Genomic DNA, 18548 nt, shown 5'->3' with positions numbered 1-18548 from the left:
TTATAACTTAACTCCGATTTTTGCTGGTGAGATACCATCCGCGAACAAAACCACATCGCTGATATTAGCATTATCTGCGACTGGCGCTACGCTTGGGTTAAGTGGGTAGCTGACACCAGAGTAAGACAGTGTATGTTTCGCCGGTGTTGCCCCACCTCCGCTGACATTGAAGATAAGATCGTGCCAGCCGTGGCTTTGTGATTTGCCAAGGCGGATATCCCCTTTGACCAATGTTACCCGGCTGTTGAAACGCCAGTTGTCTTGATGGTTTTCAAAAATGAGTAAAGTACAGCCTCCAGAGCCACACCAGTTGAGTTGAGCGAGTAACTCTTCTTTACCGTCACCGTTAAGATCGTAAGTCAGCCAACGATACTTAGTGTTGTCCGGTGAGGTGTTATTGATCTTGAAATACTCACGGATCGCTTGGTCGACTTTTTGATCAAGTTGATCGCTCGAGTTAACCTGTTTTGCGGTTAGATCCACGGCCGTGGTCGTGTTTACTTGCGCCTGTTCACTCTTGGCTTCAAATAACACCAAACCGCCATTGGCAATCGGGTAGACAACGTTGCCTACTTTCTCTTTTTCAGCGACCAGCTTGCCGTTGTCGAGCGTGAAGATACGTTCAGAGATTAAGTATTGTTGCTGGTGGCGAGTCATTACCACTTGTACTTGATTTTGGTTCAGTTGCTGCCAGAAGCCTTGTTCAACAATTGAAGGGTCGCCATTGCTGTACGAGTATGTGGTCACAGCGCTGTGATCATCGTTGAGTTCAAGGTTGATAGAGAACCCTGTGTTCTTCGTTGAACTTGCGAAGTAGAGCCCGCTCCAGTTCAGCGTTGGATCTTGATTTGATAATGTCGCACAGCCACTGTAGCTACTGTCATTGAGATTGAGCTTGGCTTCCAAGCCGTAGATTGAGTCGCTCATGCCATCGCTACAGCTTTCTTTTTTGAGATTGAGTTTTCCTTGCGCCGTTTTACCTTCTAATTGGTAATCACGACTGTTTGGTGTGGTGCGGCTTGATTCAATATTTAGGCGTTGTGGTTCTTCGCCCATCTGAGCGTATTTGAGTTGGTCTTTATCGAAGGCTGCGGACCAGAAAGGTTCATTGCCAAATACGCGTGTTGAACGTAGGGGTTGGTCACAACGGTTAGGGTTTTCTGCGGTTAGGATATTCACTTGATCAACCACGAAACGTGCCGTGAAATCTGCGTTATAACCCGTTTGGCTCGGCACAGTTAGGTATCCAATCAGCTCGCCATATAAAGCTTGGTAAGGTCGGGTTGCTAGCCCTTGAGCTTCCAGTGCTAATTCTGGTGATAAATCTAACCAGTATTGTTGTTGGCTACCGCAAGGAGTGAAGGTTCGGCTTTCATGGCCAACCACAACCTGACCACGCATGATGAAGGTTTGCGGTTGGATGCTCAGTGGCTCATCCAAGGTTGCTGGTGGTAGTTCTGGCTTTTGGGGGACATTTGGCGCTGTGACACAGCCTTGTAGAGCGAATGCGACTAGCCATGTCACTGGGTTTTTTATTACCTTCATGTTATATCTTCCTCGGAGCAACCGTTAATTGGATTTATTATGGCATATTGGTTATTTAAAACAGAACCTGACACCTTTTCTATTCAGACTCTGAGAGTACAAAAAACCTCTTGTTGGGAGGGTGTACGCAACTATCAGGCTCGAAACATGATGCGCGATGAAGTTAAGCTTGGAGACCTAGTGATGATATACCATTCATCATGTAAGAAAGTTGGCGTAGCAGGGATCGCCAAAGTAACCAGAGAAGCCTACCCAGACCACTTTCAGTTCGACCCAGAGAGTGATTACTACGATCCTAAGTCTTCACCAGATAACCCGCGCTGGATAATGGTGGATGTCGAGTTTGTTCGAGTGACTGAACGCTTGATTCCCTTAGCAACGCTTAAAGCCATGCCTGAACTATCAGAGATGCCATTGGTGAAGCGCGGTAATCGCTTATCTATCATGCCGGTTACCGAACAAGAGTGGCAGGCAATCTTAAGCAAAGAAGTGCTAGGTTCTCGATAGCGTTAGAGAGAGCTTTTTACGTAAGGTTCAAAAAGGCAGCCAGTTGGCTGCCTTTTTATTTATTAAGATGGCTTCGACGAGACAAGGTTAGAGCAGATGTTTTTCTAAGTAGCGTGCAACCGCATCGTCGGCGTTGCTGCCAATCACTTCATTGTGTGGCAAAGCTTTGAGGACCTTCTCATGCGATGTACCCATCACTAAGCCTTTTCCAGCCATTGAAAGGAGTTCGACATCGTTCATGCCATCACCAAAGGCAATACAGTTCTCAAGTTCTAGGTCTATAGATTGTGCAACGGCTTGTAGCGCATCACCCTTAGACACTTCTGCTGCCATCACTTCTAAACACCAAGGCGTTGAGAATGCGATATTCAGCTTGTCACCAAACTGCTCGTTCAATTTATCTTCGAACGGAACAAGGTGTTCATGTTCTTGATTTGGGTGAGTACAGAAGATTTTAGCAATGCCTTCGGTCGGCGCATTGTCGACGTCATACAGTCGGTATGTAAAACCAGTTTGATCGTGGAAATTCTTCATGGTTTCGTCTTCACGGTTTAGCAACCATTCGTCGTTCATGTAGATATGAATAAAGATCTCAGGGTCTTGTTTGAGAACATCAACTACGCTTTGTACAAGATCCACTGGCAGGTTTTTGGCATACATCAGGTTGTCGTCTTGATCATGCACACGCGCGCCGTTCGAGGTGATCATGTAAGCGGGGATGCCTGTTTGTTTACGAATGCCTGCAACATCAACATGGTGTCGGCCAGTAGCGAAGATAAAGGTATAACCTTGTCCATGTAACTTCGTGAGTGTCTGATTAGTAAAGTCGCTGAGCTGATGGTTTGGCGCTAACAGCGTACCATCTAAATCGGAGGCAACAATTTTCACGGAATCTTTTAGTGCAGGAATAGTCATTTAACCCTCATTGCAAAATGCTTAACTAAAATCGACACTAGCTAACGCTAGTATTCTCTTTAACTACAATATCTGTACTTGGAAATTGTATGCCAAATTTGCGTAAGAAAAGAGGGCAAAGCTCGCCTACTTCTCTTCCTCTTTAGCACCTCAATTCTTAAAGGCTTGCCCTCTTAATCGTCCTCGTTAAGCAAAGAATTGATTGATGGCGTCTAGTGTTTGATTACGGTATTCATCTTGTTCAAACAATACTTCATGCCTAGATCCTTCAATGACCTTAAACATGCAATCTGAGTTGGTTTTCTTCAATTTATTGATGAATTTTACTTGAGCATCGTTACTGACAATTTTTTCTTCCCCTGCCTGAATCAATAACAGCGGGATTTTTATTTGACGAGTTTGTTGTATCGCCTGTTTAGCGGCCATTAACCCTTGCCATACCCAGCGTGTGCTTGGTCCGCCAACCTGCAAAGAGGGGGAGCCGTCATACAGGCAACGAAACCACTGATAACGCACCTTACTGTGGCTTAGTAGGTTGTTTTCAAAAGGCTTTGAATAATAGGCCTGTTGGCCCGGGGCATACGTTGGTTTAGCGTGAAAAGCCGTTAACGCTTGTCCAACGAGCATCGCGATAGGTTTAAAATACCACTCGGTGTTGATACCAAACATTGGAGCGCACAGGGTGACTTTGTCAAACGGGTGAGCTGGATGAGTTTGCAAGTATCGAGTAGCTATAGTACTACCCATTGAGTGTGCGAGCAGGTAGCAATTGGAATATCGGCTTAGATCAAAACTGGCAATGACGTCAGACATATCTGAAACGTAATCATCAAACTCATGAATGTGACCAATGTCAGAGTCTGTTACCATGCGTTCAGACTGGCCTTGACCTTGGTGGTCAAATGAATAAACGTCATAGCCTTGCTGATAGAAATCATAAAAGAGTTCTTGGTATTTCAAGCAACATTCAATGCGGCCATTTGAAATAACAATGGCTTTGGTGTGCGTTGGTGAGGTTAAGCTACACCAGTACAGCTTCTTTTTGCCAGATGTTGTTAGATACCCATCTTTTCGTTGTTGCCAAAGGGTGGGGATAGGGTGTTTAATCGCTTGTTCGAACTGAGGTTCTTGCGTGTAAGAAAACGGGGCTTCACTGTGGTTTTCCATGGGAAATTACCTGAACTGATGCATGTGAGAGCTTTATTGCTACTAATGTTGTTAGATTAAAGAACTAGTAAGGAAATGCAAATGGATACTCATGTTTGGCTTGCTTATGTCGTCACTGCGATATTGTTTAGTTTGGCTCCGGGCTCAGGTACCGTTAACTCGATCAGTAATGGACTTAGTTATGGCACTAAGAAGTCACTTGCGTCGATCGCAGGCTTACAGCTTGGCCTTGCATTCCACATTTTGTTGGTGGGGGCGGGTATCGGTGCATTAGTGGCAAAATCAGCGCTGGCATTCACCATTATCAAATGGGTTGGTGTAGTTTACCTGGTTTGGTTGGGCATTCAAAAATGGCGTGATAACTCTAACTTGGTGGCTTCAGAAGAGAGCTCTACGCTATCGAGTAGTAAGTTACTTAGAAATGCTGTGCTTATTAATCTCACTAACCCGAAATCTATCGTGTTTTTAGTGGCTCTGTTTCCTCAGTTTATCGACCCGACACAACCTCAAGCACCACAACTGTTAGTCCTCGGTGTGACAACGGTATTCATTGATAGCGTTGTTATGTTGGGTTACACCTCATTAGCTTCACAAATGGGACGTTTTATTCGCTCTGATCGCATAATGGGTAAGATAAATAAAATATTTGGTGGTATGTTCATGGGTTGCGGCGCTTTGCTAGCTGCTGCCAAAGCTTAATGAAAGTAATAGAGTTATAGTTAAATCAATTAGAGTTATCAATAAATGACCGCTACGTACGTTGCTCGACAACCTATCTTAAATCGTAACAAGAACACGCTCGGTTATGAGCTGTTGTTTCGCGATGGAGAGAGGAATGCCTATCCAGCGCATATTGAGTCTAATCGAGCAACGTATCGTCTGATTGTTGAAAACTTTTTGTCGGTAGGGCTTAACCCTTCGATCTCATCTTCGCGCTGCTTTATCAATTTCCCATACCAAAGCCTGATTCGTCGACTTCCTTTAAGTTTACCGAAAGACAAGGTGGTGGTAGAGATCCTCGAGACCTGTAAACCAACCGATGAGTTATTAGATGCGGTAAAAGAGCTTTACCAAGCTGGCTACATGATTGCTCTTGATGATTTTACATCGACGCCTGAATGGGAACGCTTCCTGAGGTATACGCACATCGTTAAGCTCGATATCATGCAAATGGGTTTGGATGAGGCGTGTGATTTGGTTAAAGCCCATCAAGGGAAGAAGTTTAGCTTTCTTGCTGAACGCGTTGAAACCGAACAAGAATTCAAGCAAGCGAAAGAGGCCGGTTTTAAGTTCTTCCAAGGCTACTTCTTTAGTAAGCCGCAAATCATCAAGACCAAGTATATTAGCCCAGAGCAAGTGATTGCCATGGAGTTATTTCAAGAGGTGTGTAAACCGGACGTCGACTTCCAACGTGTTGAAAGCATTGTCGCGAAAGATGTCGCTTTATCTTATAAGTTACTGCGGTTTGTAAACACCATGTCGCCTCGTCTTGAGGTGACTATTTCTTCGTTCCGTCAGGCCTTAGTGTATCTGGGGCAAGAGAAACTGAAAATGTTTGTCTCGTTGGCGGTGGCATCTTATGTCTCTGATAAAAAACCAAAAGAGTTGTATGGCCTGTCTTTACAGCGTGCTCAATTTTGCCAGCGCATGTCTCGTTACCAGGCATTTGCAGGGCACACTGAGCAGGCGTTTATGATTGGTTTGTTTTCATTGCTTGATGCGCTGCTTGATCTGTCGTTAGAGAATCTCGTAGAGCAGTTGCCGTTGTGTAAAAGTATCAAGGTTGCTTTGCTTCGAAGAGAAGGGCCATACGGGACTCTACTGGCACTTGAAGAGAGTTTTGAGCATGCAGATTGGCAACAAATTGATGAGCATTGCGCTGATCTAGGACTTAATGTCGAGCAAGTAAAAACAGAGCTTACCGAAGCGCGACGCTGGAGCCATACCGTTACTAACCAGCTTTGATTTATCTTTGTTAAACTTTAATGACAATTGAAACGCACGCCTTGACGTGCGTTTTTTTATAATTAAGATATATGCATATCCATATATGAGTATGTAATTATGCTTCCTCACCAATTTTTTAAATTACTGTCTGATGAAACGCGAGTGCGTTGCTTAATGCTGATTGTGCGCAATGAATGCCTTTCTGTTGGTGAGTTGACTCAAGCATTACAAGAAAGTCAGCCAAAGATTTCCCGTCACCTAGCGCAGTTGCGCTCAAATGGTATTTTGACGGATGTTCGCCAAGGGCAGTGGGTGTTTTATCGTCTGTCACAAGATTTACCCGGTTGGATGCTCAAGTTAATTGATGACCTTATCGCATCGAACTGTTTGAAAACGGAATACCAGCAAGATATTGAGCGTTTAGAAGCAATAACTTCACGCCCTCAATGTTGCGTTTAATTGAATATTTTTAGATTCACCACTGACTGAGAGAACACACAATGACAGTTAAAGTAGGTATTAATGGTTTTGGCCGTATCGGCCGTCTAGCACTTCGTGCCGCATTCGATTGGGCTGAGCTAGAGTTTGTTCAGATTAACGATGTTGCTGGCGATACATCGACATTGGCTCACTTGCTTGAGTTTGATTCTGTTCAAGGCCGCTGGAACCACGCAGTGAATGTTGAAGGCGATGAGATGATCGTCAATGGACAGCGTATAAAGACGACTCAAGAACGCGATATTGATGCTGTTGATTGGTCAGGTTGTGATGTTGTTCTTGAAGCGACTGGTGTTCACCGTAAAACCTCTTTCCTTAATAAATATCTTGAGCAAGGCGTGAAGCGTGTTGTGGTATCGGCTCCAGTGAAAGAAGACGGTGTCGCCAACATCGTAGTTGGTGTAAATGACGCTATCTTCGATCCAGCGGTACATAAGATTGTGACAGCTGCATCTTGTACTACTAACTGTCTTGCGCCTGTTGTGAAGGTGATTAACGAGAAGTTAGGCATCGAGAACGCAGCCTTTACCACTATTCACGATCTAACCAATACACAAACTATATTAGATGCGCCGCACAAAGACCTACGTCGTGCTCGTGCATGTGGTATGAGTCTTATCCCGACAACGACAGGCAGCGCTAAAGCGATTGTTGAGATCTTCCCAGAGCTTGAAAACCGCATCAACGGCCACGCGGTTCGTGTACCACTAGCGAATGCTTCTCTGACAGATATCATCTTTGAAGTGAAGCAAGACACCACAGCCGAAGATGTTAACGCGATGCTGAAAGAAGCGTCTGAGAATGAACTTAAAGGCATTCTTGGTTTTGAAGAGCGTCCACTGGTTTCTATCGATTACAAAGGTGACCAACGCTCAACCATCGTGGATGCACTATCAACCATGTTAGTGGGTAAGCGCATGGTCAAGATTTACGCTTGGTACGACAACGAGATGGGCTACGCAACACGTACTGCTGAGCTAGTTCGTACTGTTGGTCTGGCTTAATTTACAAGATTTTTAAGAGATAGATGACGATGACAAACTCTCAAGTACATCCAACATGGCAACTAGATTTAGAAACTGGTGCGTTAGTGCTTACTCCATGTCCAGGTACAAAAGGTGCTGACTTAGATGCATCTCTAGCGCAACTGAAAGCACAAGGCGTGGAAGCGATTGTGACGGCTCTAGACAGTGAAGAACTGGCGAGCAAGAACGTATCTGAGCTAGGCGAGAAAGCGCAAGTACTAGGCATGCAGTGGTTCCAAATCGAAATCGAAGACGATTGTGCTCCGGGTGCTGATTTTGCTGCGAAATGGCAGGCGGCTAGCCCTGCGCTACACCAAGTGGTGGATAACGGCGGCAAGGTAGCAATGCACTGCATGGGCGGTTCTGGCCGTACTGGCTTGCTTGCTGCACACTTGCTGTTAGAGAAGAGTTGGGATCTGAGTAAGATTGTTCAAGAAGTACAATCACTTCGTCCGGGCGCCTTCACTAAACCGATCCAGATTGAGTACATTAATGGCGTAGCGAACGGCTAATAAGCCATGGTTGTTATACAAGGAGCTTTTGGTATCTGGAGTGTTGAACTTATCATGATCCAAAAGCTCTTTTTGTTTAGATTGCAGAGATAGCATTATGTTTTCAAACCTAAGTAAGAGCGTTCGCCAATATATGTTGGTGACATTCAACTATTGGAATTTCACCATTACGGATGGTGCACTTCGTATGCTGGTGGTTCTGTATTTCTATGACCTTGGCTACAGTTCGTTAGAGATCGCCTCACTGTTCCTTTTTTATGAATTCTTTGGTGTAGTGACTAACCTAATCGGTGGTTGGTTAGGGGCGCGTCTTGGCCTCAATAAAACCATGAATATCGGCTTAGGGATGCAGGTTGTCGCCTTGAGTATGCTCGCGGTGCCAAGCGCAATGTTGACCATCCCTTGGGTAATGGCGGCGCAGGCGTTGTCTGGTATCGCTAAAGACCTCAATAAGATGAGTGCCAAGAGCTCAATCAAAACTTTAGTCCCTGATGAACAGCAAGGTGCGCTTTATAAGTGGATTGCGGTTCTAACCGGATCTAAGAATGCACTGAAAGGTGCCGGGTTCTTTATCGGTGGTTTACTGCTTTCGATGATTGGTTTCCAGTACGCTGTGCTCGCGATGGCTGCTGTGCTGACATTGGTCTTCATTGGCAGTTTGGTGAGCTTAGAAGCGGACATGGGGAAAGCGAAAACTAAACCCAAGTTCAAACAGATTTTCTCCAAATCTGAATCCATCAATATCTTATCGGCTGCGCGTATGTTCCTATTTGGTGCTCGTGATGTGTGGTTTGTGATTGCTCTGCCGATTTATCTAGGCAGCGTGTTTGGTTGGGATCACTCATGGGTTGGTGGCTTCTTAGCGGCTTGGACCATCGCTTACGGCTTTGTACAGGGCATTGCACCAAAGATTACCGGTAAAGCGCAAGGTAAGGTACCTGATGGCCATGCAGCGCTATTGTGGGCGGGGGCGTTGGCTATTGTGACCGCTGGTATTGCCTATGCGGTGCAAATTGGCTGGCAACCAGAGTTAGTGATCATCGGTGGCTTGATGGTGTTTGGTGCCGTTTTCGCGGTGAACTCATCATTGCACTCATACTTGATTGTGAGTTATGCGAAAGGCGATGGTGTGTCGCTTGATGTCGGCTTCTACTACATGGCGAATGCGATGGGCCGTTTGATTGGTACGATATTATCAGGCTTGGTTTTCCAAATGGCCGGCTTGTCTGCGTGTCTTTGGGTCTCCTTCGCGTTCTTAGCGATAACGACACTGATCTCTTTGCGTTTACCGAAAGTGCCACAAATCTCAGCGGCATAAGCTTCAGCCGCATGAGCCTTAGTCGTAAGAGCGAGGCTTGTATAGCCTAAAGTCGAATGAACTTAATTCGCGATAAGCCTCTCCTTTAACACTAAGCTGACTTGGTATTTATTCCGGTCAGCTTTTTTATTGCTATAGTAGAATGATTGAATATTAATCAGGCATTTACATGAAGCAGCGAATTCTCTTTTTTGATTTAGCACGATGTGTCGCGGCCGTAGCGGTTATCGCGATTCATGTTTTGGCTCCTTATCGTAATGAATTGAACACCATTCCTTTCGGCGAATGGCTTACCGCCATCACGGTGAACAGTTTCAGCCGCTGGGCGGTGCCGGTGTTCATCTTGATTACTGGTGCCCTGATGCTCAGTGACCAACGCCCGTTTGATGCGAAATACTACCTTAAGCGTCGATTGGGCAAGGTACTGATCCCTTTCATTGTCTGGTCGCTTTTCTATACCTACCTATCTGGTTGGTCTGCGATGGGTTTTGATGCTGATGTGAGTTGGGATATTTTGCTCAATAGTTACCATCACTACACGTACTACCATCTTGGTTTCTTCTATTACTTTATCCCGCTCTACTTTGTGATTCCTTTCTTACAGATCATGGTTAGAAAGTATGGGGACAAAGCGGTTTATGGTTTCACTGCAGTGTGGCTATTTACCACTTTGTTGTTCTTACTCAGGATAGATGGCCCATGGAGTCACGAGCTGTGGCTTTACACTGGGTACCTACCTTTGGGGTATATGCTGTATAAAATCGTTCCGCTTAACAAGGTGACGGTCGGTGTGAGTGTTTTACTTGGTGGGTTAGCATTACTAACCACGGTCTACATGGTGGTTGATGCAAGCCTGATAGCTGAGGAATACACGGTAGGTCGTTGGTTATCTTACAAAACATTGAATACGGTATTAGCTGCAAGCATGGTGTTCATGCTGTGTCGTTATTACGGAGAGGGTTTATCTGATAAGAGCAATCAAGTGGTTGGTTTTATCAGTAAACACAGTTTAGGTATTTACCTGCTGCATCCTATCTTTTTGTGGCCAATGAAAGAGTTCGGTTGGTTCCAAGGACATCCTGCTTGGGTGATTCCATTATGGATCGTGGTTAGTGGTGCAGGGGCTTTATGGATGAGCTGGTTAGTATCTAAGTCAGAGAAGACACGTTGGCTTTTACCTTAGCGATTAGTACTAAGGCTATTCTTGCGAACTGTGCTTGGCTTGCTTTGATGACAGATGGTTGAGGCGGTTTATGACTAGCGTTTCAAAGCAAAGTGCAAAAATTTATCGCCTTGGTAAGTTAAGGTTCCTTTATCACCAGGATTAAGTGCGTGGAAATAGTGGATACCGACTTGGAATTCTCGCTTCGGACCAACAACCCCACGTTGAACGTAAATCCAGTATTCTTGATCTTCTTGGCCCGGTTCGGCGTCAGGAAGATCGATGGATTGTTTGTCTAACACAGTGACATTCACTTTCTTTTCTGGCGCATTTTCACCTTGCGTGTGTTTTCGATAGAAACCAAGAAATACCCAAGCTGCTAGACCGGCGAGTGCAAAGATGGCAAAAAAGAGTGAATTAGGCATATAACCTCCATGTAGTCGTGATGGTTATTCTAGTCTTTCAAGCAATAGGGATATGTGTTTGAAGCCGTTATTCGTGAAGTGTTGTAAGCCAAGCTGATTATTTTTCGGCTGATATCACATTTAATGGCTAGTTTGGGATAAAGCGTTGTTATTTATTGTCTCTTTCTCTCGTAAATAACAATGATTTTGTATAAGAATAAGGAAATGCTCGACTAGAATTATAGTGTGGAGTGGGAGGGCCAAGATGACCGATATTGAAAAAGTGGTGAATAGAACTCGCAATATAGAAAAATTATTGAGACTTCAATATCACGCTGAAGGCGAAGGATTGCATGAGCTTGTAACAAGCTGTGAAGAAAGGCTACCGCACGATATGGTAATCAAGCTGCGTTATATCGCAACGTGTCGTAACAAGGTAGTGAATGAACATGAGGCTCAGCTGGAAGACCAGCAAAAATTTATAATGATGTGTAACGACTGTGAGAAGGAACTGACACCTCGTAGCGGTCGTTTTATTTGGCGAGTTGCGATCTTACTGATGATGGTAATGACTTTGGCTGCTGCTGGTTTCTATTATGCGAACTGGGATGTATTAACATTACATTTGTTTTCGAAGTGAAAAATCTGAACAAAAAAAGGGACGCTCATGGCGTCCCTTTTTTTATCTGTAACTTGCTTAGTACATCATCGGTAGTGTCATTAGACCTACAACTACCGCGATCATTACAAGTCCTTGTCTTTGCGAAGATGAAATCATAACACTACTCCTAAATTTGGTTGTCTCTCGCTATGTTTAAAAGAATAGCACTACTTATGGCTTTAGATCAAGTATTACTTTCGAAAGCTTTAAAAGTAGAAGAAAAGTGCCAGTTTTTAAGTTGTAAATCTCGATTTAACTGTATTTTTTGGTGTGTTCTTATTTTGTTCGTTGTGATTCATGTTTGTTCTTATTACATTTAAGTTGTTGTTTTTGTTGTGGTGTATTGTGTAATTGATATTGTTAAAAGTTGTTAAACTGTATTAATAGGGGTTGGGTATGTCCAGGTTGTTTTTGGCTGTGTTTTCTATTTTTTGTTAGGTTTTAAGTGGTAGTTTTTACATAGGTATAGGATTGTTCTGACAATTAGACGTTAAATCAAAGCAAACCTCTTACTTTAGTGGGCTAGTGCTACTTGGCCTTTTGTTTTTCTGTTTTATTTTTGTTTTTTTGTTTTAAGTTGCTGTTTTTGATTGCTTAATTTATTTTTGGTTTGTATTTAATATCATGATTTTAGCCGGTTTTTGCTCATTTTTGACAGTTTCGTTAGACTAGAATTGTCCAAATGACAAGTTGAAGGGCTGGAGTCGAGCTTTAAAGAGGTTTTGTATGAAAGTGTTCTAGTTTTAAACAAATATCAATGAGAGCTAAGGGATTTCTTATTGCTTGGGGGAAAGAGGTGCTTTTTTAGTGGAAGCGTAATCAAGATCCAATTTTGAAAGGCTTAGGCTTTACATCAACACTCGTGTGCCTAGACTGGCGACGTTTTAAAGCAATAGGGTAAATGATATGTGGAGTTGGTTAGCGGTTTCCTTGTCTGGTATTGGAGTAATAGCAGGAACGAAACATGGACATATCGGTCAGGCCTTATCGTATAAGGTTTTTACCTTTGTATTATTAGCGATCATTGCTTTAACTCAATCTGTTGTTGCTGATTTTACCTATTGGGTAGTGGCTGGGTTGGCTATCTCTGCGATTGCAGATGTTCTTCATACTTTCACTCAAAAACGTTCTCTACATTTTGTTTGTTTCTTGGTTGCTCAACTTTCTTATAGCAAAGCATTTTGGTTACAGTTGTCAGGAGAAATGGTCTGGTGGCTGTTCGCTTTGTTGTTAGCGGCATGTATTGTTGCTTTCTTCTTATTATTGCCTCGCTTAGATAAACTTGTCTTTCCTGTTGTTATCATGGGGATGGTGCTTATTCAGCTGGCATGGGCTTCTGGTGAGGTTTGGTTGCTTGATCCTAAACTGTCCCATGCGGTGGGCTTTGCTGGCTGTAGTGTGTTGCTGCTTTCTGCATTGGCTTATGCACTGAACTGTTATCGTAGCCCAATCAAAGGTGCTTACTTTTGGGTGACGGGCAGTTATTTATTTGCACATGCACTTATTGTGGCATCTCTGACCATTTAGGGTAGAGCTTACTCAATTCTGAGCTACATCAAGGCAGCCTTGTTGAAAGTCTGTACTCTACGCTTAATTCATTAAACATGAGATTGAGTTATGACTATCGAAATTCACGCACACAACGTTTTAAATTTGCTTAGTGAAAAACCACTGACTCGTGAAGAGCTGACACAAGAACTGGCTCTGACGTATGGAGCAAAAGCTCGCTTTCACACTTGTAAGCTAGACGGTCTAGATTTGGATGCTTTGTTGAAGTTTTTTCTGAAGATGGAAAAGGTCGTGATTGTTGATAACAAGCTTTGTACCAATCGCGAGCGCGTGTGTAATCATTGATCTTTAGTAGGTACTGAGTTTTAGATATTTTTGGTTTCAGAGCCTTTTGATCTTCAGATATTGGGCGAGTGGATGAGAGGTTTTGACTCCACTCCTATATTTATTTCCGTATCACTTCCCTCTGTAAATTCCCTCTTAACGATGCCAACTACTGTGTTCGAAAATCAATGTGAGGCTGTTATACTCCGCGCACCTTCGCTTTTCGAGACCAACTTATGGAAATCTTATCTGCAGCAACCATGCTGTTTCTTATTATGGACCCGCTTGGTAATCTACCAATTGTGCTCTCTATCCTTAAGCACCTCGATCCGAAGCGTCGCCGTATTGTTCTTGTTCGTGAACTGATGTTTGCACTGATTATCTTGCTGTTGTTCTTGTTTGCTGGACAAAGCATTATGAACTTCCTGCACGTACAACCTGAAACCTTGAGTATCTCAGGTGGTATTATTTTGTTTATCATCGCGATTAAGATGATTTTCCCAAGCGCAGGTAGTATTACAGGCCTCGCGGCAGGTGAAGAGCCGTTTATTGTGCCTATGGCGATTCCGATGATTGCAGGCCCGTCAGTGATTGCGGCATTGATTCTGTTGTCGACCCAGCATCCTGACAACATGCTAGAGCTCTCAGCTGCTGTGATGCTGGCTTGGGGCGCGACCTTCTTTATTCTGATGTTTAATGGCTTCTTCCTGCGAGTACTGGGAGAGAGAGGTCTTAAAGCCATCGAGCGCTTGATGGGCTTGTTGCTGGTTATGCTGTCGACGCAAATGTTCCTAGATGGTGTAAAGGGCTACATGGGCTAACATCAGTATCAACGATGAATAAAAAAACGCCGCTCAAATGAGCGGCGCTTTTGTATCGACTGTTTCTGTCATGATGTTTTCTGTAGTTCAGTATTTTGTATCTGAGCTTAAGCTTGATTACATCATGTGTTTGCGTCGGATATCGAGTAGGGCAAAGACTCCGAAAATCAGTATTGACCATTTCTCCCAACGTGACATTTCGATCTTATCGCCAAAAGCACCGATGAAAATCAGCATCTGCAGGCCGTGCATGAAGAACAAAAATGCTGTCATGATATAAAGCGCAATCGCAGCATTACCCGGGAATGGGTAGAAAATATTGGCGATTAAGATAAACCAAACAAAGGCGATGGCTGCTTTTGCTAGTGGAAGCAAGAACTTCATTCAATAACTCCTATTCTTCAGTGATTCGATTGAACAGTCGGTAGCTAGACTGGCCAGTGGTCTTATCGCGATGCAATTCCCAGTTATCTGGCATAGCTTCGAGTTTCAGTTCTTTCTCTGTTTCAACGTAAATGATCGCATTGTCTGCAAGCCAACCATTACTCTCAAGCAGTTGTACTGTTTCTGCCAGCAAGCCTTTACGAAATGGTGGATCAAGGAAAACCATATCGTAAGGAGTGCCAGGCTTCTTAAGGAAAGAGATAGCATCAGTATTCACGACATTGATGTTGTCTGCCTTAAGCTCTTTCGCGTTATCAGAAAGCTGTTTAGCTGCCTTTTGGTTCATTTCGAGCAGTGTCACCATTTTTGCTTGGCGAGAAGCTGCTTCAAAACCTAGACCACCAGAACCGGCAAATACATCCAAGCAAGTTGAATGTGGGATATCTTGAGCCACCCAGTTAAAGAGTGTCTCTTTTACTCGGTCAATGGTTGGGCGTAATCCTTCTAAATCATGAACGGGCAGTTTTCTACCTCTCCACGAGCCACTAATAATTCGAACAAAGCCTCCGGATGGCTTTTTTTGTGATGTGTTTTGCTGGCGACGTCTTACCATAGATTTTTTGACCGCTAATAAAGTGATACTATACCGAGCCCAATTTAAGTGGGTTCGTGTATTAAATAAATTTACAATGACAAAGTGTATCAAGCTAAAAGCAAACTTATCACTGCTTTGTCATTTTTCTTTACTATTCGTTTATACAAGCTTGTATTGTATAACAATAGCAAAGAGTCGACGTGTATTAAGTCAATACAGCTAATTAGTAGATCTAGGAAACTCCTCTGATGACGGAAAAAAAGAAGCGCGGATTATTATCGTGGCTTGGTTTTGGTGAAGAAGAACAAAGCCCAAAAACTCAGAATGAAGCGAACGTAGAAAACGTTGAAGATCAAACTGAAGTTGAATCACAAGTTGAGGCTGAACAGGTCGCGCCTGAAGCTGAACAAGCTAAGCCAATTGAATCTAAGTCAGTTGAACCTGAGCAAGCGCTTGAAGAGATTCAACAAGAGCAGCAACCTGTCGAAGTAGAAGCAGAGCAGGAAGAAGTGGCAGCTCCTCAAGCTAAGGTTGAAGAAGTACAAGAAAAGCCGACAGAAAGCTTTTTTGCACGCCTTAAGCGTAGCCTTAGTCGCACCAAAGCCAATATTGGTGCTGGCTTCTTTGGTTTATTTAAAGGTAAGCAAATCGATGAAGATCTATTTGAAGAGCTAGAAGAGCAACTTCTGATTGCTGACGTGGGTATGAATACCACCGTAAAAATCATTGAAAACCTAACAGAAAAAGCATCTCGCAATGACCTAAAAGATGGTGAAGCTCTATATGGTCTGCTCAAAGAAGAGATGGCCGATATCCTAAGCCAAGTTGAACAGCCTCTTGTGGTTGATACAACAAAAACACCTTACGTTATCTTAATGGTCGGTGTGAACGGTGTCGGTAAAACAACCACTATCGGCAAACTGGCTAAACAGTTCCAAGGTGAAGGCAAGAAAGTGATGCTTGCTGCGGGTGATACCTTCCGTGCAGCAGCGGTTGAGCAACTTCAAGTTTGGGGTCAGCGCAATGATGTTCCCGTTATCGCTCAACACACTGGTGCTGACAGTGCGTCTGTTATTTACGATGCGATTGAAGCAGCGAAAGCTCGTGGTGTTGATGTTGTGATTGCAGATACTGCAGGTCGTTTGCAGAATAAGAGCAACTTGATGGAAGAGCTACGCAAGATTGTTCGTGTAATGAAGAAGATTGATGATTCTGCACCACACGAAATCATGCTAACACTAGATGCCGGTACTGGTCAGAATGCTATCAGCCAAGCAAAGCTGTTCAGTGAAGTTGCACCAGTAACGGGTATTACGCTAACGAAGTTAGATGGCACTGCAAAAGGTGGTGTGATTTTCTCAATCGCGGATCAGTTCCAGATTCCAATCCGCTACATCGGTGTGGGTGAAGGTATTGACGACTTGCGTCCGTTTGAGTCGAAAGACTTTATTGAAGCACTATTTAGTCGCGAAGAGTAACGCGCGTAGCAAAGTGGTTTATCCTTAACCTGCTACCGTTTTAAATTTGATATGAGTGATCGTAAGAGGAATTTTCGGTGATCAAATTTCAGCAAGTGAGCAAAGCCTACCGAGGTGGGCGACAAGCGCTCCAAAAAGTGGATTTTCATCTTAAACGTGGAGAGATGGCTTTTTTGGGTGGTCACTCTGGAGCTGGTAAAAGTACCTTGCTGAAGTTGATCTGTGCTATTGAGCGTCCGACTGATGGCCGTGTTTGGTTCAATGATCACGATATCACTCGGATTCCAGCCAAAGACATTCCTTTTTTACGACGTAATATTGGGATTGTTTTTCAAGATCACCGCCTGCTGATGGATCGCTCGATTTTCGATAACGTCGCTCTGCCTATGCGTATTGAATCTATTTCTGAAAACGAAATAAAACGTCGAGTTAGTGCTGCGTTGGATAAAACCGGATTACTTGATAAGGCGCGTTGCCTACCAAGTCAGTTATCTGGTGGTGAACAGCAACGAGTAGGTATTGCTCGCGCCGTGGTTAACCGTCCAACGCTGCTGTTAGCGGATGAACCCACAGGTAACCTCGATCCTGAATTGTCTAATCGTGTGTTGCGACTCTTTGAAGAGTTTAACCGCGCGGGCGTCACCATTATCCTAGCGACGCACGATATCGGGTTAGTAAACACTCGCCCTCAATATCGTCACCTTGAATTAAACCAAGGATTTTTGAGCGAGGTTGAAGACTATGGCCGCGAATAAGCGTATCAAGAAACCTCAATCTAACCGAGCAGCAAACCGCGCTTCAAGTGACGGCTTTTTTGTTATTCATTGGAAGCAAGCAAAATCATCTTTCACGCAAATGTGGCAACGACCTTTGGGTAACTTGCTGACGCTTGCGGTTATTTCAATGGCTTTGGCGATGCCAGCTTGTTTATACCTACTGGGTAAAAATGTTGGTGAAGTAGCGCAAGATGTCACTAGCCCGTCACAAATAAGTGCTTATATAGAGGATGGCATTCCTGAGCCTAGAGTTATGGTGCTTAAGGATGAAATCGAAAGTTGGGATCAAGTTGAGCTGGTGGAGTACATCTCTCCGCAACAAGGGCTTGCAGACCTCAGCCAATACTCTGGTTTTGAAGATGCTCTGACTATCCTAGACGATTATTCATTACCAGGTGTGTTGGTGATTACACCAAGCGTACACAGCGATACCCTAATTAAAGAACTGGCAGGCACAGTTAAACAACAAGAATTAGTGACCGATGTTCGTTTAGACGAAGATTGGTTAGCGCGATTAGATGCGATCAAAGCATTAGCGGCTGTCATCGTGATTACCTTAACGGTATTGATGTTGGGCGCGGTGTTTTTAATTATCGGTAACACATTGCGATTTAATGTATTGGCGCATAAAGAAGAGATTCAAACCATGAAGCTGATTGGTGCGACCGACAGTTTTATTCTCCGACCATACCTTTATGCAGGGATGTGGTTTGGTGTTTTAGGTTCGATTAGTGCTTGGATCATGACGGCATTGATTACCATATTGCTCAACAGCGCAGTAGATGACTTAGCTCAGCTTTATGACAGCCACTTCCGCCTAATTGGCTTGAGTTGGGATGAATCCTTACTGCTTTTGATCGTTGGAACCCTGCTTGGTAGCGTGGCTGCGAAGCTTTCTGCGCAGCGTCACCTAAAAGAAATTGAACCTGTTTAGGTGAATAGAGTCATAATTAGACGAAAAATAGGCACTTCTTAACCAGTTTTAGCCTTGTATAGACGA

At 43.8% G+C, this 18548-nt stretch carries 21 protein-coding genes; 15 read left to right on the top strand and 6 right to left on the bottom strand.

Features of this window, described 5'->3' with window-relative positions:
- Complete coding sequence (locus ACFI6G_RS20130; protein ID WP_010438767.1) at nt 1–1545, bottom strand: COG3650 family protein; 1545 nt, start codon at nt 1543–1545, stop codon at nt 1–3.
- A gap of 39 nt (nt 1546–1584) precedes the next feature.
- Between ACFI6G_RS20130 and ACFI6G_RS20125 the strand changes: the two genes are divergently transcribed.
- Nucleotides 1585–2052, top strand: coding sequence for an EVE domain-containing protein (locus tag ACFI6G_RS20125; protein ID WP_004740480.1), 468 nt, complete (start codon nt 1585–1587; stop codon nt 2050–2052).
- 87 nt (nt 2053–2139) lie between these two features.
- Here ACFI6G_RS20125 and ACFI6G_RS20120 read toward each other — a convergent pair whose 3' ends face one another.
- A complete protein-coding gene (locus tag ACFI6G_RS20120) occupies nt 2140–2967 on the bottom strand; it encodes a Cof-type HAD-IIB family hydrolase (RefSeq protein ID WP_462710440.1) in 828 nt (275 codons plus the stop codon).
- Nucleotides 2968–3153: 186 nt separating this feature from the next.
- Complete coding sequence (locus tag ACFI6G_RS20115; protein ID WP_016790961.1) at nt 3154–4134, bottom strand: alpha/beta fold hydrolase; 981 nt, start codon at nt 4132–4134, stop codon at nt 3154–3156.
- A gap of 81 nt (nt 4135–4215) precedes the next feature.
- Here ACFI6G_RS20115 and rhtB point away from each other — a divergent pair, with 81 nt between their 5' ends.
- The 7 genes from rhtB (at nt 4216) to ACFI6G_RS20080 (ending at nt 10617) form a co-directional block, all read left to right on the top strand.
- Nucleotides 4216–4833: a homoserine/homoserine lactone efflux protein gene (rhtB, locus tag ACFI6G_RS20110; RefSeq protein ID WP_016787982.1), complete on the top strand. Its 618-nt coding sequence runs from the start codon at nt 4216–4218 to the stop codon at nt 4831–4833.
- A gap of 45 nt (nt 4834–4878) precedes the next feature.
- Nucleotides 4879–6099 carry an EAL and HDOD domain-containing protein gene (locus ACFI6G_RS20105; protein ID WP_010438750.1) on the top strand — a complete coding sequence of 407 codons (1221 nt, stop codon included), beginning with the start codon at nt 4879–4881 and terminating at the stop codon, nt 6097–6099.
- A gap of 99 nt (nt 6100–6198) precedes the next feature.
- On the top strand, nt 6199–6540 hold the full coding sequence (locus ACFI6G_RS20100) for a metalloregulator ArsR/SmtB family transcription factor (RefSeq protein WP_010438748.1): 342 nt from the start codon (nt 6199–6201) through the stop codon (nt 6538–6540).
- 41 nt (nt 6541–6581) lie between these two features.
- Nucleotides 6582–7583, top strand: coding sequence for an ArsJ-associated glyceraldehyde-3-phosphate dehydrogenase (locus ACFI6G_RS20095; protein WP_016768437.1), 1002 nt, complete (start codon nt 6582–6584; stop codon nt 7581–7583).
- 23 nt (nt 7584–7606) lie between these two features.
- The gene (locus ACFI6G_RS20090; RefSeq protein WP_016784001.1) at nt 7607–8116 is read left to right on the top strand and encodes a cyclin-dependent kinase inhibitor 3 family protein; all 510 of its coding nucleotides are present in this window, start codon (nt 7607–7609) and stop codon (nt 8114–8116) included.
- A 97-nt stretch (nt 8117–8213) separates the two neighbouring features.
- Entirely contained in the window at nt 8214–9434 is a 1221-nt protein-coding gene (gene arsJ / locus ACFI6G_RS20085; RefSeq protein ID WP_010438743.1) for an organoarsenical effux MFS transporter ArsJ, read from the top strand.
- A gap of 169 nt (nt 9435–9603) precedes the next feature.
- Nucleotides 9604–10617, top strand: coding sequence for an acyltransferase (locus ACFI6G_RS20080; RefSeq protein WP_010438741.1), 1014 nt, complete (start codon nt 9604–9606; stop codon nt 10615–10617).
- Between the two features lie 74 nt (nt 10618–10691).
- Here the strand turns inward: ACFI6G_RS20080 and ACFI6G_RS20075 are convergent, their stop codons facing one another.
- Nucleotides 10692–11021, bottom strand: coding sequence for a DUF2500 domain-containing protein (locus ACFI6G_RS20075; RefSeq protein WP_010438739.1), 330 nt, complete (start codon nt 11019–11021; stop codon nt 10692–10694).
- A gap of 244 nt (nt 11022–11265) precedes the next feature.
- Here ACFI6G_RS20075 and ACFI6G_RS20070 point away from each other — a divergent pair, with 244 nt between their 5' ends.
- From ACFI6G_RS20070 to ACFI6G_RS20055, 4 genes are all read left to right on the top strand, one after another.
- Nucleotides 11266–11640: a hypothetical protein gene (locus ACFI6G_RS20070; RefSeq protein WP_010438737.1), complete on the top strand. Its 375-nt coding sequence runs from the start codon at nt 11266–11268 to the stop codon at nt 11638–11640.
- A 927-nt stretch (nt 11641–12567) separates the two neighbouring features.
- Complete coding sequence (locus ACFI6G_RS20065; RefSeq protein ID WP_016790199.1) at nt 12568–13188, top strand: lysoplasmalogenase; 621 nt, start codon at nt 12568–12570, stop codon at nt 13186–13188.
- A 90-nt stretch (nt 13189–13278) separates the two neighbouring features.
- Complete coding sequence (locus tag ACFI6G_RS20060; protein WP_010438731.1) at nt 13279–13515, top strand: YecH family metal-binding protein; 237 nt, start codon at nt 13279–13281, stop codon at nt 13513–13515.
- Between the two features lie 215 nt (nt 13516–13730).
- Nucleotides 13731–14315: a YhgN family NAAT transporter gene (locus tag ACFI6G_RS20055; protein WP_010438728.1), complete on the top strand. Its 585-nt coding sequence runs from the start codon at nt 13731–13733 to the stop codon at nt 14313–14315.
- Between the two features lie 117 nt (nt 14316–14432).
- Here the strand turns inward: ACFI6G_RS20055 and ACFI6G_RS20050 are convergent, their stop codons facing one another.
- Both ACFI6G_RS20050 and rsmD read right to left on the bottom strand, forming a co-directional pair.
- Entirely contained in the window at nt 14433–14699 is a 267-nt protein-coding gene (locus tag ACFI6G_RS20050; protein ID WP_009848233.1) for a DUF1145 domain-containing protein, read from the bottom strand.
- A gap of 10 nt (nt 14700–14709) precedes the next feature.
- On the bottom strand, nt 14710–15312 hold the full coding sequence (gene rsmD, locus ACFI6G_RS20045; RefSeq protein WP_016787986.1) for a 16S rRNA (guanine(966)-N(2))-methyltransferase RsmD: 603 nt from the start codon (nt 15310–15312) through the stop codon (nt 14710–14712).
- A gap of 230 nt (nt 15313–15542) precedes the next feature.
- On the opposite strand from rsmD, the gene ftsY reads away from it, so the two are divergent.
- The 3 genes from ftsY (at nt 15543) to ftsX (ending at nt 18482) form a co-directional block, all read left to right on the top strand.
- Entirely contained in the window at nt 15543–16772 is a 1230-nt protein-coding gene (ftsY, locus tag ACFI6G_RS20040; RefSeq protein ID WP_016783998.1) for a signal recognition particle-docking protein FtsY, read from the top strand.
- A 77-nt stretch (nt 16773–16849) separates the two neighbouring features.
- Nucleotides 16850–17527, top strand: coding sequence for a cell division ATP-binding protein FtsE (ftsE, locus tag ACFI6G_RS20035; protein WP_004736585.1), 678 nt, complete (start codon nt 16850–16852; stop codon nt 17525–17527).
- On the top strand, nt 17514–18482 hold the full coding sequence (gene ftsX, locus ACFI6G_RS20030) for a permease-like cell division protein FtsX (RefSeq protein ID WP_010438718.1): 969 nt from the start codon (nt 17514–17516) through the stop codon (nt 18480–18482). The genes ftsE and ftsX overlap by 14 nt, the downstream gene beginning before the upstream one ends.
- The last annotated feature ends 66 nt before the right edge of the window (nt 18483–18548 follow it).

This window comes from Vibrio sp. PSi01 (assembly GCF_054960695.1).
The sequence above is the reverse complement of the archived record's forward strand: the minus strand, read 5'-3'. Positions and strand labels throughout refer to the sequence as shown.

Coding starts and splice junctions, on each gene's coding strand:
- ACFI6G_RS20120 (WP_462710440.1), bottom strand. CDS start 2,967: ATGACTATTCCTGCACTAAAAGATTCCGTGAAAATTGTTGCCTCCGAT.
- ftsX (WP_010438718.1), top strand. CDS start 17,514: ATGGCCGCGAATAAGCGTATCAAGAAACCTCAATCTAACCGAGCAGCA.
- ACFI6G_RS20075 (WP_010438739.1), bottom strand. CDS start 11,021: ATGCCTAATTCACTCTTTTTTGCCATCTTTGCACTCGCCGGTCTAGCA.
- ACFI6G_RS20080 (WP_010438741.1), top strand. CDS start 9,604: ATGAAGCAGCGAATTCTCTTTTTTGATTTAGCACGATGTGTCGCGGCC.
- ACFI6G_RS20105 (WP_010438750.1), top strand. CDS start 4,879: ATGACCGCTACGTACGTTGCTCGACAACCTATCTTAAATCGTAACAAG.
- arsJ (WP_010438743.1), top strand. CDS start 8,214: ATGTTTTCAAACCTAAGTAAGAGCGTTCGCCAATATATGTTGGTGACA.
- ACFI6G_RS20070 (WP_010438737.1), top strand. CDS start 11,266: ATGACCGATATTGAAAAAGTGGTGAATAGAACTCGCAATATAGAAAAA.
- ftsY (WP_016783998.1), top strand. CDS start 15,543: ATGACGGAAAAAAAGAAGCGCGGATTATTATCGTGGCTTGGTTTTGGT.
- rhtB (WP_016787982.1), top strand. CDS start 4,216: ATGGATACTCATGTTTGGCTTGCTTATGTCGTCACTGCGATATTGTTT.
- ACFI6G_RS20130 (WP_010438767.1), bottom strand. CDS start 1,545: ATGAAGGTAATAAAAAACCCAGTGACATGGCTAGTCGCATTCGCTCTA.
- ACFI6G_RS20065 (WP_016790199.1), top strand. CDS start 12,568: ATGTGGAGTTGGTTAGCGGTTTCCTTGTCTGGTATTGGAGTAATAGCA.
- ACFI6G_RS20095 (WP_016768437.1), top strand. CDS start 6,582: ATGACAGTTAAAGTAGGTATTAATGGTTTTGGCCGTATCGGCCGTCTA.
- ACFI6G_RS20050 (WP_009848233.1), bottom strand. CDS start 14,699: ATGAAGTTCTTGCTTCCACTAGCAAAAGCAGCCATCGCCTTTGTTTGG.
- ACFI6G_RS20090 (WP_016784001.1), top strand. CDS start 7,607: ATGACGATGACAAACTCTCAAGTACATCCAACATGGCAACTAGATTTA.
- rsmD (WP_016787986.1), bottom strand. CDS start 15,312: ATGGTAAGACGTCGCCAGCAAAACACATCACAAAAAAAGCCATCCGGA.
- ACFI6G_RS20125 (WP_004740480.1), top strand. CDS start 1,585: ATGGCATATTGGTTATTTAAAACAGAACCTGACACCTTTTCTATTCAG.
- ACFI6G_RS20115 (WP_016790961.1), bottom strand. CDS start 4,134: ATGGAAAACCACAGTGAAGCCCCGTTTTCTTACACGCAAGAACCTCAG.
- ACFI6G_RS20060 (WP_010438731.1), top strand. CDS start 13,279: ATGACTATCGAAATTCACGCACACAACGTTTTAAATTTGCTTAGTGAA.
- ACFI6G_RS20055 (WP_010438728.1), top strand. CDS start 13,731: ATGGAAATCTTATCTGCAGCAACCATGCTGTTTCTTATTATGGACCCG.
- ACFI6G_RS20100 (WP_010438748.1), top strand. CDS start 6,199: ATGCTTCCTCACCAATTTTTTAAATTACTGTCTGATGAAACGCGAGTG.